The 16,058-nt window shown below is 65.8% G+C and carries 15 protein-coding genes; 3 read left to right on the top strand and 12 right to left on the bottom strand.

Annotated features, from left to right (window positions below; genetic code table 11):
* Positions 1-29 precede the first annotated feature (29 nt).
* From CEJ42_RS23945 to CEJ42_RS23930, 4 genes are all read right to left on the bottom strand, one after another.
* A complete protein-coding gene (locus CEJ42_RS23945; protein WP_079216177.1) occupies positions 30-959 on the bottom strand; it encodes a branched-chain amino acid ABC transporter permease in 930 nt (309 codons plus the stop codon).
* A gap of 182 nt (positions 960-1,141) precedes the next feature.
* Positions 1,142-2,080: a delta(1)-pyrroline-2-carboxylate reductase family protein gene (locus CEJ42_RS23940; protein WP_088752774.1), complete on the bottom strand. Its 939-nt coding sequence runs from the start codon at positions 2,078-2,080 to the stop codon at positions 1,142-1,144.
* 18 nt (positions 2,081-2,098) lie between these two features.
* On the bottom strand, positions 2,099-3,109 hold the full coding sequence (locus tag CEJ42_RS23935; protein ID WP_088752773.1) for a proline racemase family protein: 1,011 nt from the start codon (positions 3,107-3,109) through the stop codon (positions 2,099-2,101).
* A gap of 229 nt (positions 3,110-3,338) precedes the next feature.
* Entirely contained in the window at positions 3,339-4,475 is a 1,137-nt protein-coding gene (locus tag CEJ42_RS23930) for a branched-chain amino acid ABC transporter substrate-binding protein (RefSeq protein ID WP_088752772.1), read from the bottom strand.
* 157 nt (positions 4,476-4,632) lie between these two features.
* On the opposite strand from CEJ42_RS23930, the gene CEJ42_RS25115 reads away from it, so the two are divergent.
* Positions 4,633-4,806, top strand: a complete 174-nt coding sequence (locus CEJ42_RS25115; RefSeq protein WP_165774497.1) for a hypothetical protein — start codon at positions 4,633-4,635, stop codon at positions 4,804-4,806.
* A 31-nt stretch (positions 4,807-4,837) separates the two neighbouring features.
* A complete protein-coding gene (locus CEJ42_RS23925) occupies positions 4,838-5,302 on the top strand; it encodes an Lrp/AsnC ligand binding domain-containing protein (RefSeq protein WP_050470298.1) in 465 nt (154 codons plus the stop codon).
* A 12-nt stretch (positions 5,303-5,314) separates the two neighbouring features.
* Here the strand turns inward: CEJ42_RS23925 and CEJ42_RS23920 are convergent, their stop codons facing one another.
* Positions 5,315-6,277, bottom strand: coding sequence for a cupin domain-containing protein (locus tag CEJ42_RS23920; protein WP_088752771.1), 963 nt, complete (start codon positions 6,275-6,277; stop codon positions 5,315-5,317).
* 154 nt (positions 6,278-6,431) lie between these two features.
* On the opposite strand from CEJ42_RS23920, the gene CEJ42_RS23915 reads away from it, so the two are divergent.
* Positions 6,432-6,965 carry a carboxymuconolactone decarboxylase family protein gene (locus tag CEJ42_RS23915; protein ID WP_079217232.1) on the top strand — a complete coding sequence of 178 codons (534 nt, stop codon included), beginning with the start codon at positions 6,432-6,434 and terminating at the stop codon, positions 6,963-6,965.
* A gap of 25 nt (positions 6,966-6,990) precedes the next feature.
* Here the strand turns inward: CEJ42_RS23915 and CEJ42_RS23910 are convergent, their stop codons facing one another.
* The 7 genes from CEJ42_RS23910 to CEJ42_RS23880 form a co-directional block, all read right to left on the bottom strand.
* Positions 6,991-8,151 (bottom strand): branched-chain amino acid ABC transporter substrate-binding protein, encoded by a 1,161-nt coding sequence (locus CEJ42_RS23910; protein ID WP_088752770.1) that lies wholly within the window; start codon positions 8,149-8,151, stop codon positions 6,991-6,993.
* Positions 8,152-8,331: 180 nt separating this feature from the next.
* Positions 8,332-10,371: a TonB-dependent receptor gene (locus CEJ42_RS23905; protein ID WP_088752769.1), complete on the bottom strand. Its 2,040-nt coding sequence runs from the start codon at positions 10,369-10,371 to the stop codon at positions 8,332-8,334.
* Positions 10,372-10,581: 210 nt separating this feature from the next.
* Positions 10,582-10,986: a hypothetical protein gene (locus CEJ42_RS23900; protein ID WP_088752768.1), complete on the bottom strand. Its 405-nt coding sequence runs from the start codon at positions 10,984-10,986 to the stop codon at positions 10,582-10,584.
* 239 nt (positions 10,987-11,225) lie between these two features.
* Positions 11,226-11,630 carry an RNA polymerase-binding protein DksA gene (gene dksA / locus CEJ42_RS23895; RefSeq protein ID WP_079217236.1) on the bottom strand — a complete coding sequence of 135 codons (405 nt, stop codon included), beginning with the start codon at positions 11,628-11,630 and terminating at the stop codon, positions 11,226-11,228.
* Positions 11,631-12,198: 568 nt separating this feature from the next.
* On the bottom strand, positions 12,199-12,954 hold the full coding sequence (locus CEJ42_RS23890) for a HesA/MoeB/ThiF family protein (RefSeq protein ID WP_088752767.1): 756 nt from the start codon (positions 12,952-12,954) through the stop codon (positions 12,199-12,201).
* An 87-nt stretch (positions 12,955-13,041) separates the two neighbouring features.
* Positions 13,042-14,535, bottom strand: coding sequence for a S41 family peptidase (locus CEJ42_RS23885; RefSeq protein WP_079217238.1), 1,494 nt, complete (start codon positions 14,533-14,535; stop codon positions 13,042-13,044).
* A 3-nt stretch (positions 14,536-14,538) separates the two neighbouring features.
* Positions 14,539-15,900 carry a murein hydrolase activator EnvC family protein gene (locus CEJ42_RS23880; protein WP_079219234.1) on the bottom strand — a complete coding sequence of 454 codons (1,362 nt, stop codon included), beginning with the start codon at positions 15,898-15,900 and terminating at the stop codon, positions 14,539-14,541.
* Between the last annotated feature and the right edge of the window lie 158 nt (positions 15,901-16,058).

Here is a 16,058-nt window from a genome sequence, read left to right as displayed (position 1 = left end):
CTTCTCTTCTGTGTAATGTTGATTGAGGCTTAAGCGCGGTCGGCTACTCGTTCACCCATGATGCCGGACGGGCGCAACGTGAGGACGATGATCAGCACGATGAAGGCGAAGATGTCCTGGTAGTTGCTGCCCAGGAAATCGCCCGTCAGGTCGCCGATGTAACCGGCGCCCAGGCTCTCGATCAGGCCCAGCAAGATACCGCCCAGCATGGCCCCGTAGATGTTGCCGATGCCGCCCAGCACCGCCGCCGAGAAGGCCTTCAGGCCCGGCACGAAGCCCATCGCGAACTGCGCGGTCGAGTAGTTCGCCGCCCACATCACGCCGGCAATGGCCGCCAGGCCCGCGCCGATGGCGAACGTCACCACGATCACCTTGTTCGAATCCACCCCCATCAAACCCGCAATGCGCGGGTTCTCGGCGGTAGCGCGCATGGCGCGACCCATCTTGGTCTTCTCCACGATCAGCACCAGGCCCAGCATCGCCAGCACCGCCAGCACCAGCAGCATGATCTGCGTGGGCGAGATCAAAGCGCCGGCGATATGCACCGGGTTGGACGGCATCACCTGCGGGAACGGCAGCGGGCTGCGGCCCCAGATCATCATGGCGATGGTCTGCAACAGGATCGACACGCCGATGGCCGTGATCAGCGGCGCCAGGCGCGGCGCGTTGCGCAGCGGCCGGTACGCCACCCGCTCGATCACCAGGCTGACCACGATGCACACCGGGATCGCACCCACGATGGCGATGATCAGCTGCACGATGCCGGGCAACTGCGGCGCCACGTTCTGCACCAGTTTGAGCAGCGACAAACCCACCATCGCCCCCACCATCAAAATGTCCCCGTGCGCGAAGTTGATCAGGTTCAGCACCCCGTACACCATCGTGTAACCCAACGCGATCAGCGCATACATGCTGCCTAGCACCAATCCGTTGATGATCTGCTGGATGAAAATGTCCATGACTTGATGTCTCCTCTGGGTCTTTACGGTCGGGCCGATGGCCGGGTGGTGGGGATGCTTGCGCCTTGTGGACGGCGCTGCCGTGTGCATGTCATTGGGTTCTCCCTTTTTGTATCTGTTGATCTACTGCTTGCTGCTGATAAGAAAAGAGCGCGAACCAGGTTCGCGCTCGATGACTGATTTCACTGCGCCAACGACGCTCGCATCACGCGCGCCGCGGCCAGGTCCCAGGAGGCCTGGCCGACGGTCTTGAAGACCGGCAGCGCGCCGTTCTTCGCCAGCGCCGCGCGGTCGACCTTGCCCGAGAGCACATCGCCGATGGCGATGACGCCGTTCCAGTTCACCTTGGCCTGGATCAGGTCGCCGGCTTCGTGGTGCGCGCCGCCGAGGTCATCGACCACGATGGAACGTGCATGCAAGAGTGATGCCGGGAACTCGACCATGTCGGGCTTGAAGGCGCCCACGCCGATGGCCAGCGTGTCCGGCGCGACCTGCTCGGGGATGACGGCGCTGCGCGACGTGGTCAGCGCGATCAGCACGTCGGTCCTGGGCAGGTCATGCTGCAGCAGTTCGGCCGGCAAGGGGCTTGCCACGGCCTGCGGATGACGCTCGCCCAGGGCGCTGCAGAAAGCCTGCGTGCGCGCCAGGTCGCGCGCGGCCACCCAGAACTGGGTGACGCCGAAGAACTCTGCCAGCGCGTCGGCATGCGCCGCGGCCTGCACGCCGGTGCCGATCAGCAGCGCCGACTTCGGCGCGCGCGGCAGCAGGGTCTTGATGCCCAGCATGGTCATGGCGGCGGTGCGGCGACCGGTGACGGTGGGGCCGTCCATGAGCGCAATGCGGCGGCCGGTCTGCGTCTCGAAGGCCACCACCTCGCCCTGGATGGCGGGCAGGCCGTGCTGGCCGTTGTCGGCGTGCACGGTGATCAGCTTGGTCACCGACAGGTCGTCGGCGATGGCCGGCATCGAGAGCAGCACGCTGGCGGCGTCGATCGGCACCACCTGGCGTTCGGGCGCGCGGATGGCGCCGCTGACGAATTGCTGCGCAGCCGTTTCCAGCGCGTCGACCAGTTGCGCGTAGGGCAGCGCGGCTGCGGTTTGTTGTGCGTCGAGGATATGCATGCGGGCGATCCTTGGTAATCAGCGCAGGAAGAAACCGGTCGGGAAGGGATCGGACTCTTCCAGCACCCACTGGTTGGTGCTCATGATGTGGGCGTAGCCGCTGACCTCGGTGAGCGCGCCGTCGAACTCGCCGACCTTGGTGGGCGCGGTCACGCGCACGCCGAAGTTGCTGCCGACGATGCTGCCGTTGACGTAGTTCTGGTTCAGCGCCAGCTGTCCGCGCAGGAACAGCTGCGCGGCGCGGCCGGAGGTGCCGGTGCCGGTGGGCGAGCGGTCCACTTCGCGGTCGGCGAAGATGCACACGTTGGACTGGTCGGCGCCGGGGAAATTGCGTTCGCTGTCGACAATGGTGCCGTACAGGGTGTTCAGGCCCGGCTCCAGCGGATGCTGGATCCTGACCTTGGCGATCACCGCGGCCTTGGTCTCGGCGCCCAGCTGGATCAGCTGGCGCACCAGTTCGGGCTTCACGGTCAGGCCGGTCTGCGCGGCGTTGATGTAGTAGTAGAAGGCGCCGCCGAAGACGATGTCGCCGGTGATCTTGCCGAAGCTGGGCGTATCCACTTCGACGTCGCGCTGGTAGATGAAGGCCGGCACGTTGTTGAAGCTCACCTTGCCGGCGCGCTTGCCGTCCCATTCGACGAAGGCTTCGATGAAGCCGGCCGGGGCGTCGAAGCAGATGCGGGTGACCGGCGACACCGGTTCCACGTAACCCATCTCGACCAGCACCTTGCCCAGGGCGATGATGCCGTGGCCGCACATGTCGCTGTAGCCTTCGTTGTGGATGAAGATGACGCCGAAGTCGGCGCCGGCGGTGACCGGCGGCAGCAGGTAGGCGCCGTACATGTCGGCGTGACCGCGCGGCTCGTTCATCAGGAACTGGCGCAGGTCGTCGCGGTTTTCCTTCAACCAGGCGCGCTGCTGCAGGATGTTGCCGGCCGGGATCTTGGGCAGGCCGGATACCAGGATGCGCAGCGGCTCGCCGCCGGTATGGGCATCGATGGTCTGGACGGTGCGGGTATAGCTGAGCATGGACTTCCTTCTACGGGTTGCGGCAGGTGGCGGCGGAGGCAAAAGAGTACCACCTTGCGGCCTTCCATCGCGCGCGGCAAAAACCGGCCCGCCGCAGGCGATGCCGACGGAAACGGGTACTGCGCGAATGGGGAACTGCGGGGAATTGAACCTGATCGGGTGCTTGCCGCCCGCCGCCCCGGCAACTGCCGGCGCGGCGGGATTCAGGCTAAGACAGGCGCGCGGCCGATCAGTAGCTGGTCAGCGGCACCGGCAGGCCGTTCTTGAAACGGTACACGGTCACCGGGGATTGCTTCAGGTCGTGGTTGGCGTCGAAGTCGTACTGGCCGGCCACACCCTTGTAGCTGATCTTGGCCAGCTCGGGGCCGAACTGCTTGGGCTCGACCGAGTTGGCCTTCTTCATCGCTTCGGCGATCAGCATCATGCCGTCGTAGAACGACACGGCGTAGGTTTCCGCAGGACGGCCGAACTTCTTCTGGTAGTCGTCGGCGAAGACCTTGCCTTCCTTGGCCTTGTCCAGCATGGTGCCGCCTTGGGTACAGTAGACGGATTCACCGATGGCGTCGCCGCCCAGGCGGCCCATTTCCGGCGAGCAGATGCCGTCGCCGCCCATCAGCACCACGTCGATGCCCAGCTGCTTCATCTGGCGCTTGATCGGGCCGCCTTGCGGCGCGTAGCCGCCGATGAACACGGCGTCGGGCTTCTTGCCCTTGATGGAGGTCAGGATGGCGGTGAAGTCGGTGGCCTTGTCGTTGGTGAAGTCCTTGCTGACCACTTCCAGGCCGTTGGCCTTGGCGACCTTGCTGAACTCTTCAGCCAGGCCCTGGCCGTAGGCGGTGCGGTCGTCGATCACCGAGACGCGCTTGAGTTTCAGTTCCTTGGCCGCGTACAGGGCCATCTTGCCGCCCAGCTGGCTGTCGCTGGCCGCAACGCGGAACAGGGTGGCAAAGCCTTGCTGGGTGATCTTCGGATTGGAAGCCACGGTGGCCACGACGATGCCGGCGTCATTGAACACGCGCGAAGCGGGGATGGTCACGCCCGAGTTGTAGGGACCGACGATGGCCTTGATGCCCTGGTCGGCCAGCTTTTGCGCGGCGGCCACACCCGACTTCGGATCGGCCTGGTCGTCTTCGGCGATGACTTCGAACTTGATCTTCTTGCCGCCCACGGTGATGGGCTGCGCATTCAGGCGCTCGACGGCCATCATCAGGCCGCCCTGGTTGTCCTTGCCGGCCGATGCCTGCGGACCGGTCAGCGGGCTGGAGAAGCCGATCTTGACCACCTGGGTTTCCTGCGCCATGGCGAAGGCGGGGATCAGCGCCAGCGAGGCGGCGATGATGTTGAGTCCGGAGACGCGCTTGAACATGGGGTGTTTCCTCTCTTCTAGAAAGTCAGACTGCGGTTGGATAAGTTAAAACTTAAAACGCTGGAAAAGCAGGATATGCCGCCGACGACGTCCTTGTGAGACGCCGGCCGCGGTTCCGTCGATGCTGTACTGACTGCGCCTTTGCAGGTACGAACATATGAAACTCGTAAAAGTGGTTCCGGAAAATGCTGCTGCGATCCGCGCAGATGCGCCGCCGTTGGCGCACCGTGCCCGCATTACGTTGTATTTTTTTATGAGGGAGGATTCTATTTTCTCTTTCCTGATATTAGGCGCGTTTATTGCCTTTATAATCAGAATTAAATTCTCTTAAAAATTATTTCGCTGAATAAAATTCAGAAACCATGGCTGCGCTCGACAAGATCAGCAAGAAAATTCTGGCGGAACTCCAAAACGACGGGCGCATCAGCAACGTCGACCTCGCCGCGCGCGTGAACCTGTCGCCCGCGGCCTGCCTGGAACGGGTGCGCAAACTGCAGGAAGCCGGCTACATCCTGGGCTTCGCCGCGCAGTTGAATCCCGAGCTGCTGGACGTGTCGCTGCTGGTGTTCATCGAGGTGGTGCTGGACCGCACCACGCCCGACGTCTTCGCCGAATTCAAGAAGAGCGTGCAGAGCATTCCCGAGATCATGGAGTGCCACATGGTGGCGGGCGGCTTCGACTACCTGGTCAAGTCGCGCGTCAAGGACATGAACGCCTATCGCGAATTCCTCGGCAAGTCGCTGCTGCAATTGAAGGGTGTGCGCGAGACCCACACCTACGCGGTGATGGAAGAAGTGAAGAACACCATCCGCCTGCCGATCCGCTGATCCGCTGCCCCTTCATGCGCCTGGCTCGCCGGCGCGCTGCCGGCGGCGATAGGCGCCCGGCCCCACCCCGCTGTATTTCTTGAACACCCGGTTGAACGCCGCCTCCGACTGGTAGCCGACAGCTTCGCCGATCTCGGCCGTCCCCATCTTGCCGTACCTCAAAAGTTTCGCCGCCTGCGCCATGCGCAGCTGCTGCAGCACCTCGCCCGGCGTGGTTGCGCCGGCCTCGCGGAACTGCCGCGCAAAGGTCGCGCGCGACATGTGGCAGGCCTCGGCCAGGCGCTCCAGCGGCCACTCCTCCTGCGGCGCCTCCAGCATGGCCTGCACCGCGCGCTGCAGGCGCGGATGCGCCAGCAGCGCCAGCAAACCCGGCTGCGGCCCTCCCTGACCCAGCCAGGCGCGAATCGCCAGTCCGAACAGCGCCGCGGCCAATCCGCTCACCACCGCCTGCGCTCCTTCGCGCAACTGCCCGCTGCCGTCGGCGCCGCCGCACTCGTCGCGCAACAGCGTGGCCAGCACGCGCAGGCCGTGGCCGTCCGGCAGTTCGGCGCCGCGCACCAGCACCACGTCGGGCAGCGCCTGCATCAGGGCGTTGGATTGCGGCGACTCGAAATGGAATTGCCCGCACAGGAAATCGGACACCGGTCGTCGGCCGCCGCCGGCCTCGTCGTTGATGTGCAGCCGCAACGAGGCGCCGGGATCGACCACGCGCACCGCCACCGCGTCCTGCGGCGGCGCGGTGTAGATGACGTGCGCCGCGCCGCGGGTAAACAGCACCAGGTCGCCGGGCTGCAATTGCATGGGTTCGCGGCCCTCGACCTCCAGCCGGGCGCGTCCCTCGAGGATGAAATGGTAAGGCGCGACGCCGAAGGCCTGCCCCTCATGCGGCAGGTTCCATGGCTCGCCGAAGCGGCAGCGGATGTCCAGCGCGGCGCGCACCGGGTGCAGGGACAACAGTCGGCTGAGGGCATCCATGGTCTGATCGCTTGAGATTTTTGAGCAATTTTAAGCGATTTAATAGCATTAATAATTTCATCGCATCGACTTACATTACAGCCATGCGCAGGACCGATCAAACGGCAATTCCGCCGCCGACGGATGCCTGCGCAATCCAGCCAAGGAGAAAGTCATGCCCCGTCTCACCACCCAGCCGATCACCGAAGCCAGCGGCCAGGCCGCCCAACTGTTCACCGCCATCAAGGCCGCCGCCGGCATGGTGCCCAACGCTTACGCCAACATGGGCATGCTGAGCCCGGTGGCGCTGGAGTCCGTACTGCACCTGGACGGCGCGCTGCGCAAGAGCAGCCTGTCGGCCCGGGAAATTGAAATCGTCAAGCTGGCGGTCAGCGAAAAGGCCGGCTGCGACTACTGCCTGGCGGCCCACACGCTGATGGGCAAGAAGGCCGGCCTGGACAACCAGGCCATGCTGGGCGCGCGCCACGGCAGCGCCGGCGGCGATGAAAAGCTGGACCTGCTGGCCGAATTCGCCCGCGGCCTGGTCGGCACCCGCGGCACCGTGTCCGCGGCGCTGGTGGAGCGCGTGCGCGCGGTCTACAGCGATGCCCAGATCGTCGACACGCTGCTGGCCATCAGCGCCATCACGCTGACCAACCTGTTCAACCGCGTCAACGACACCGTGGTGGATTTCCCGCCCGCTCCGTGATGGAAGATGACGTCCGCCGGCCGGCTCAGAAGCTGGCCAGCGGCGACAGCTCGCCGCCCTTGAAGCGCAGGATGGTCACGGTCGACTCCTTGAGGTCGCGCTGGGCGTTGAACTCGTAGCTGGCGGTGATGCCCTTGTAGCGCGTGCGCGCCAGCGCCGACATCAGCTGGCTGCCTTCCAGCGAGCCGGTGGATTTGATGGCCTGGGCCAGCAGCATCACGCCGTCGAAATAGGACGCCGCATAGACATCGGGCACGCGCCCGAACTTGCGCTGGAAGCCCGCCGCAAACACCGCGCCGTCGGCCGCCTTGGTCAGCCAGGCGCCGCCCAGCACGCAATAGGTATTGTCCTTCACCGCATCGCCCGCCACCTTCGCCACCGCGGCCGAACACAGCGCGTCGCCGCCCATCACCGGCACATCGATCTTCATCTGCCGCATCAGCTTGATCAGCCGCCCCGACTGCATCGAATAGGCGCCGATGAACACCGCCTGCGCGCCGCCGTCACGGATGCGCTGCAGGGCATCCGCCGCCACCGATTCGGCCGCCTGTTCGGGCACCAGCTCGCGCTGGAGGCTTTGCATGCCCAGCCCCTTGGCGCTCTTCTGGAACGCGTCGATCAGTCCTTGGGCGTAGGGACTGCCATCGTCGATGACGGCCACGCTGCGCAGCTTGAGGTTGCGGGAGGCGTACTGCGCCATCTTGGCGCCGATGTCGCCGTCGCTGGCGACGATGCGAAAGACGTACGGCAGCCCCGCCTGCGTGACCTTGGGATTGGACGCGGCCGTCAGCACCGGCGTCTGGGCGTCGTTGTAGGTCTTGACGACCGCCAGCGCCACGCCCGAATTGACCGGTCCCAGCAGCGCGCTGATGCCGCTGCCGGCCAGCTCGCGGGCGATCTCCAGGCCGCGCTGGGGATCCGACTGGTCGTCGCGCACCACCGTCTCGAAGCGCAGCGACTTGCCGTCGATCTCGATGCCCTGCTGGTTGAGCCGGTCCACCGCGATCTGCATGCCGTTGAGCGCATCGACGCCGATGACGGCGTTGGGGCCCGTCAGCGGACCGCTGAAGCCGATGCGCACGACCTGCACCCGCTCCGGAGCGCTGGTGACGGCGGCGCCGGCCGGCGCCGCGCCAAGCAACATGAAACCGGCCAGCGCGATGCGGCCAAAGAGAATTTTTTGCATGTTTCCGGATGACGGGGCAGGTGGGAATCCAATACTAAACCAAAACCTCAGCCTTGCGAGCGCGTCGCCGGCGCCGCCGCGCCGCCATAAAAAAACCCGGCCGCCTCCGCACGGAAGCAGGCCGGGCAAGCCGCGCTGGCGGGAAGGCAGGCCTTCCCGCTGGCACACGGTAGCGGCGGGTCAGAAGCTGGTGCGCACGCCGAGAATCAGATTGCGTCCGCCCAGCGGCACCGACTCCTTGAGCACCGAGGTGGACAGGCGGATATCCTGGTTCAGCAGGTTGCGCGCCAGCGCGAACCAGGTGAGCTTCACGCCGTTGAGCTTTTGCGTGTACGACAGGTTGGCGTCGAGCTGCGTGTAGGCCGGCGTCTCATAGCTCTCGAAAGAAGCCAGGCGGTCCTGCTTCTGCGCGCGCAGCGCCTTCATGCCGCCGGCCCAGGGGCCGGACTTGTAGCCGAGCTCGATGCCATAGCGCGTGGCCGGCTGCAGCGGCAGGTTGCCCTGGTCGTCCAGCGTGCCGCGCGAGGTGTCGGCGAAGGTACGCGCCGAGAAGCCCTCGCCGTTCCAGTTCCAGGTGAGTTCGGCCTCGGCGCCGCGGATGGTGGCGTCGCCCTGCGACCACAGGCGTTGCGTGAATTCGCCCGACGGATCGGCCGCGCCGCTGTCGTCGACCTGGCCGTTGGTGCGGCCGTAGATGTAGTTCTGCACCTTGTTGCGGAACAGGTTGCCCTTCCAGCGCCACATGCCTTCGGTCTTTTGCAGCGTCAGCTCGATGTTGTGGGAGGTCTCCTTCTTCAGCTGGCTGCTGCCGATGTCGAAGGTGGCGGTCGATTCATGCGGGCCGTTGGAATACAGCTCCTCCACCGTCGGCGCGCGCTGCGCCAGCGAGTAGGTCAGGCCCAGGCCGTAACCGGGCTGGAAGGTCCACAGCGCGCCGGCCGACCACGAGAGCAGGCTGAAGTCGCGTCCCTGCTGACCGCTGGTGCCGTCCGGACGACGACTCACGCTTTCGCCGCGCAGGCCGGCGCTGGCCAGCACCTGGCCGAACTGGCGCTCTTCCACCAGGAAGCCGGCGAAGGATTGCGAACGGGTCGGCGGCGTCAGCTCCGAGGTGCCGCTGGAGGCCGACAGCGCCGAGTAATTGCCCTGCTCGGTCTGCACGCCGAAGGTGCCGTGCCAGCCGGCAAGCGGGGCATGGGTCAGTTCCCAGCGGGTCTGCAGCACGCGGTTCTTGAACACGGTAGCGGGAGTACCGTCTTGCTGCTTTTCGGTGTGGGTGTAATCGGTGTAGCCGAACTTGAAGCGGAACTTCTCGATGCCGGCGAAGGGGTTGTTGACCAGCGTATCGATGTCGTAGCGGCTCTGGTGCAGGTCGATGAAGGACATCTCGGAGGTGGGGATGCCGTAGTGGTCGTCCAGCGTCGACGCCGACAGGCCCACGTAGCCCCAGTTAGCGACATAGGACGCGCCCACGCCGCCGCTGGTCTCGTGCGTGAACGAGTTGGGCAGGCGGCCCGAGGCGCTGGAGGCGTCGCCCTGTTTGGCATTGCCGGGGATCTTGTAGTTGTCGCTGTCGCGGTAGTTGCCGTCCACGTGCAGGCCGATCTGGCCGGCCGAGGTATCCAGCGAGAAGGAGCCGTTCTTCATGCCGTCGACCGTGCCGTAGCGGCCCTCGACGGTGCCGGTGGGCTTGCCGACCAGTTCGGTGGGAATGCGGTCATTGACCACGTTGACCAGCCCGCCGATGGCGCCCGAGCCGTACAGCAACGCCGCCGGACCGCGCAGGATCTCGATCTGGCGCGCGGTGGCGGCCTCGGTGGCGACCGCGTGGTCGTTGGAGACGGTGGAGACGTCGGACACGCCCATGCCGTTTTGCAGGATCATCACGCGCGGGCCTTCCATGCCGCGGATGATGGGACGCGAGGCGCCGGCGCCGAAGGCCGAGGCCGACACGCCCAGTTCGGACGAGAGCGTCTCGCCCAGCGAGTTGCCCAGCTTGTTCTTGAGCTCGTCGCCGGCCAGCACCTTGGCGGGCGTGAGCACCTGCACGTCTTCTTCGGATGCGAACGGGTTGGCGGTGACGACGATGGGTTGCAGCGCGGGCTGCGCCGGGGCGGCGTTGTCGCTGCCGGCGGTTGCGGTCTGGGCCGAGGCGGAGGCGGACCATGCGGCCAGCGCGGAGACGACCGCGGCGGCGATGAGTTGGCGTTGAAGTGCCATGAGAATTCCTTGGTGTGCGCGTGTTGATGCGCGAAGCGCCGCCAGCCTGCGTGGACAGGAGGGATGTCAGGCGGCGCGGGATACGCCGGCCGTCCGGACGTGCCCATGCCGCGGCGGCGCATGCCGGCCTTGAAGGCGGCGCCATGCGCGCGCGGCCGGAAGCACGAGGGACAACCGGCAACGAAAATCAGAAGTCAGGAGGGAGGGAATTCAGCGCGGCGGCGCGCGCGAGGAGAAATGGCAGTTGAGCGGCGCATCCCAGGAGGCGAAGGCCTGCCACAGCGCCAGCACGCGCACCGGCGGCATCAGCGGCAGCGGCGGGAAATCGAAATGCACGCCGGCCGACAGCGTGGCGGCGTCGTAGGCGGCGCAGGAGTGATGCAGGTCGTGCGCATGCTGGCCGGATTGCGGACCGGTCTGCTTTGCGTCGGCGACGGCGTCTTCCTGGGCGTCGCCGTAGTCGAACAGCGACTCGTCGATCAGCGAATGCACCGCGCCCGGCTGCCAGCCGGCGTGCGCGATGCCGTGCACGAAGCCCAGCATCTGCGCGAACAGCACCGACATCGCCAGCAAGGCGATGAAGATGGAGCTACGCATGGAACGCAGGATGGGCATGTGCGGTGTTCTTGTGTCGGAAGCGCCTGGCGGCATGCGCCGGCGTTCCGGAAAATCGGGGTCAAGCGGGTGATGCGGCCATGCAGGCGACCGGATCAGGCCGGGCACTGCAGAAACTGCGCGGCGGCGCCGCAGGCGCCGCCGAAAACGATGCGGTCAGTCGACCCGCGCCGACGGCCACGCTGCCGGCGCTGTTGCCCGGCCGGCCAGCGGCCCGGGCTGTTCCTGCACGGCGGGGATCAGTCGCCGTAAAGCTTTTGCTTCAACTCGCGGCGTTGCTGCGCCTCCAGCGACAGGGTCGCGGTGGGACGCGCCAGCAGACGCGGGATGCCGATGGGTTCACCGGTTTCTTCACACCAGCCGTAGTCGCCGTTGTCGATCGAGACGATGGACTGCTGAACTTTCTTCAGCAGCTTGCGTTCGCGGTCGCGGGTGCGCAGTTCGAGGGCGTGTTCTTCCTCGATCGTGGCGCGGTCGGCGGGATCGGGCACCAGCACGGTTTCGCGCAGGTGTTCGGTGGTTTCATCCGCGTTCTTGAGCAGATCCTTTTCCAGTTGCTGGAGACGGGCCTTGAAGAAAGCGAGCTGCGCTTCGTTCATGTAGTCCTTCTCATCCATCTTGAGGATTTGCTCCTCAGTCAGCAATTGTTGCGCTGCAGGGGTAGTTTTGGGAGTTTTGGTTGCCACTTCGCTTACTTTCAATACTACGGGGTTTTTCAACTAATCCATTTTCCCGGCGGATACTGATACTTCGCTGCCGGAACTGGTCGCTTGTGAATCCACTTCCCTTGCCGCGTTGGCACCTCTTCGCTTGAAGTTCGCGCGGCCGCATCGCCGACGTTGATCTTGCCTGCCGGACCAGGCTGCAGATGGCGCAGCCTTTTTCGCGGTCAAGGATTGTACACCAACGCTTCCGGATGCCAAGAGGCCATCGGGCCGGGGCCGGCGCGCCGGCGCGGGGACAGCCCGCCCTGCCGGACATCGTCGCGGCGGCTTGTAGGCTGGTGCGCTTTGCATGGAGCCGTTCATGAGATCCCCTGTGCGGGCACAGCGTTGGCGGCCGATCGGCTCAAGAATTAGGAATTGTGGTCGTTCCGAGCATCAACCTGGCCGGTTTGCCGCGTGTTTCCGGCGGCAAACCGAGTACAGTTTATACCAGAAGATCGGCCGGAAGTGGAGGCCGCAGGCTTGCCTTCGCGGCAAGGGAGGCCGCCTAGGCGTGCCTTTTCCCGCACACCGGGCAATTGCGGTCGCGCGCCACGGCGATCTGCGTCCATTCCATCTCGCGCGCATCCAGGATCAGCAGGCGCCCGGCCAGTGAACGGCCGATGCCGGCTACCAGCTTGAGCGCTTCGGCCGCCTGCATGGTGCCGATGATGCCCACCAGCGGCGAGAACACGCCCATCACCGAACATTGCACCTCCTCGAACTCGCGCTCGGGCGGGAACAGGCAGGCGTAGCAGGGGGCGTCGTCACGGCGCGTGTCGAACACGCTGACCTGGCCGTCGAAGCGGATCGCCGCGCCCGACACCAGCGGCACCCCGGCCTGGACGCAGGCGAGATTGACGGCGTGGCGGGTGGCAAAGTTGTCGCTGCAGTCCAGCACGACGTCGGCCGAGGCCACCAGCTCCTGCAGGCGCGCGCCTTCGACGCGCTCGGCCAGCGCCGTGACGGCGACGCCCGGATTGATCTGCGCCAGCGCCGCGCGGCCCGATTCGACCTTGGGCTGGCCCACGCGCGCGGTGGTGTGCATGATCTGGCGCTGCAGGTTGGTCAGATCCACCGTATCGTTGTCGACCAGCGTGATGCGGCCGATCCCGGCCGAGGCCAGGTACAGCGCGGCCGGCGAACCCAGGCCGCCGGCGCCGATCACCAGCGCGTGGGCGGCCAGCAGGCGCGACTGGCCTTCGATGTCGATCTCGTCGAGCAGGATGTGGCGCGAATAGCGCAGCAGCTGTTGGTCGTCCATGGCGGGCCTGTCGGGCTGGTTGTGTCGTCCCATGAAAAAGGGCCACTGCTTGCTGGCAGCGGCCCGGGGCGATCTGGTGCGAAGCGATTACTTGGTGTCGATCTTTTCCGGCGGCGCCTTGTTGTCCTTGCGATCGTCCTTCACCGGCGTGTCCTGCTTGCCTTCTTCGTTGCGCACTTCAGGCTTGGCGTTGGAGACCTTCACCGGCAGGCCCTTCAGGTGGTTCAGCGCCTGGGACAACTGGAAATCGTCCTTGCTGCCGAAGTCCAGCGGCTTGCGCTTCTTCTCGGCGGCGATCAGGCGTTCCTCGGCCTGCTCGTCCAGCGTCTGCGCCTTCACTTCGGCCGACTTGTCGGTGTCGTTGGTCAGGTGCTTGGACAGGTCGGCTTCGCGCAGGCGCAGGCCGTTGAGGCCATCGCCGTCCGGATACTCGTCGACCATGATGTCAGGCACGATGCCGCGCGCCTGGATCGAACGACCCTTGGGAGTGAAGTAGCGGGCGGTGGTGAGCTTGACGGCGGTGTTCTTTTCCGGCGGCAATGCGATCACCGACTGCACCGAACCCTTGCCGAAGGACTGCGTGCCCATGATGGTGGCGCGCTTGTAATCCTGCAGCGCGCCGGCCACGATTTCGGAAGCGGAGGCCGAGCCGCTGTTGATCAGCACCACCATCGGCACCTTCTTGATGGCGTCCGGCAGGCGCGACAGCGGGTCGTTCAGCGGGTTGGTGGCGTAGAACTCGCGCTTGGCGTAGAAGGTCTGCTTGGAGCTGGGGATCTGGCCGTTGGTCGAGACCACCACCGCGTCCTTGGGCAGGAAGGCGGCCGACACGCCGATGGCGCCGGGCAGCACGCCGCCCGGGTCATTGCGCAGGTCCAGCACGATGCCCTTCAGGTTCGGCTCCTGGGCGTAGATGGCGGCCAGTTTCTTGGCCATGTCGTCCACCGTCGGCTCCTGGAACTGGGTCACGCGCAGCCAGGCGTAGCCCGGTTCGATGACCTTGGACTTGACGCTCTGCACGCGGATTTCCTGGCGCGTGATGGTCAGGATGATGGGCTTGTCTTCTTCCTTGCGGGCGATGGTCAGCGTGATCTTGGTGTTGGGCTCGCCGCGCATCTTCTTGACCGCCTCGTCCAGGGTCAGGCCCTTGACCGGGGTGCTGTCCAGGCGGGTGATCAGGTCGCCGGCCTTGATGCCGGCCTTGAACGCCGGGGAATCCTCGATCGGCGAGATCACCTTGACGTAGCCGTCTTCCATGCCGACCTCGATGCCCAGGCCGACGAACTTGCCCATGGTGCCTTCACGCAGCTCCTTGTAGGCCTTCTTGTCCAGATAGGCCGAGTGCGGGTCGAGCGAGGCGACCATGCCGGAAATGGCCTCGGTCAGCAGCTTCTTGTCGTCGACCTGTTCGACGTAGTCCGACTTGATCAGGCCGAACACGTCGGCCATCTGGCGCAGCTCTTCCAGGGGCAGCGAAGCCGTCGCATTCTTCTGCGCGATGGCGTCGAACTGGATCATTGCGGTGGCGCCTGCCACCATGCCCAAACCGATCAGACTGATATTCTTGAGTTTGCTGCCCATGTGTCACCTAGTAGTTACCCACCCTTGTGGGTCGAATGCGCGGCCCTGATGCCGCATTTCAAAGTATAAACCCGATTGCTCGTTGCCGCCGCTGTTACCCGCGGTGGCGATGGCTTCGCCCGCTTTGACCACATCGCCGGCGCGCTTGAGCACCGACTGGTTGTTGCCGTAGATCGTCATGTACTGGCTGCCGTGGTCGACGATGATCAGGTTGCCGAAACCGCGCAACCAGTCCGCGAACACCACCCGTCCGGCCGCCACCGCGCGCACTTCGGCGCCTTCCGAGGCGCGGATGAACATGCCGCGCGAGGTCGGCCCGTCGCCGTGGCGGCTGCCGAATTTCGAGGTCAGGTCGCCCTTGACCGGCAGGCGCAACTGCCCGCGCAGGCTGGCGAAGGGCTTGCCGAAGTTGTCCGACTGCAGCTCCGGCAGCGTATCGTTGCGGCCCAGCGAGGCGGCCTGCGGCGGTTCGTCGTCATCGATGGCGTCGGCCGGGTCCGGCATCTTGGGCGCCGGCTTGCCGGCCTTGGCCGCCTCGGCGGCGCGCGCAGCGGCGCGGGCGCGCTGTTCAGCCAGACGCTTCTCGCGTTCGGCACGGGCTTTGGCCAATTGTTCCTGGCGCTTCTTCTCGCGCGCCTCGGCTTCCGCCTTTTTCTGCTGCTCGATGATCTGGGCCAGCTTGTCGACCAGGCTGGAGAGGCGCTGCTGGTCCTGCTCGATGCGGCCGACTTCCTTGCGCTGCGCATTGAGCTTGGTGGACAGCTGCGACAGCAGCGTCGAGCGGCGCGCCTTTTCCTTCTCCAGCACCTTCTTCTGTTCGGTTTCTTCCTGGGCGATCTCTTCCAGCTCGAACTTGGCGTTCTGGGTATCGGCCTTGTTGGCGCGGATGGCCTGCTGGTTGGCGCGCAAGGTCTCGATCAGCCGGGCCTGCGCCTGCGAGACGTAGCCCATGTACTGCAGCTCGCGGTTGATGCGGTTGGGATTGTCGCCGGAGAGCAGCAGCTTGATGCGGTCCTCGTTGCCGGCCACGTACTGCTCGCGCAGCAGCCGCGAGAGCTGCGCCTGCTGGGCGTTGACCAGGGCGGTGAGCTCGTTGAGCTGCTTGACCAGCTGCGCCAGCCGGTTCTCGGTGTCCTGCTGCTCCTGTGCCAGGTCGCGCAGCGAGCGGTTGGCCTTGGAGATCGCCTGCTCGGACACGGCCAGCGCATCGGCGGCATTGTCCTTGGCGGTTTCGGTCTGGTCGATGTCGCGCTTGAGGGTGGAGAGGCGCTGTTGCAGGTCGGCGCGCTCCTTCTCGGCGGCCTGCTTCTGCTTGGTGCGTTCGGTGATGGCCTGCGCCTGCGACCAGGCCGGCCACAGCGCCATGGCCACGCAAGCGACGAGCGCCGCCAGCAGCGGCGCCGACGCGACCGGGCGAATGCGCCCGTCCCGCGCGCCGGACAAGGATCCGGTACGCGCAAGCCGTTCGCATTCGCCTGGGAATGACAGCGGCGGCGCCATGGCCGCCTGGCGGGAGAAACGCA

It is taken from the genome of Herbaspirillum robiniae, assembly GCF_002213415.1.
Taxonomy (GTDB): Bacteria; Pseudomonadota; Gammaproteobacteria; order Burkholderiales; family Burkholderiaceae_D; genus Herbaspirillum; species Herbaspirillum robiniae.
The sequence above is the reverse complement of the archived record's forward strand: the minus strand, read 5'-3'. Positions and strand labels throughout refer to the sequence as shown.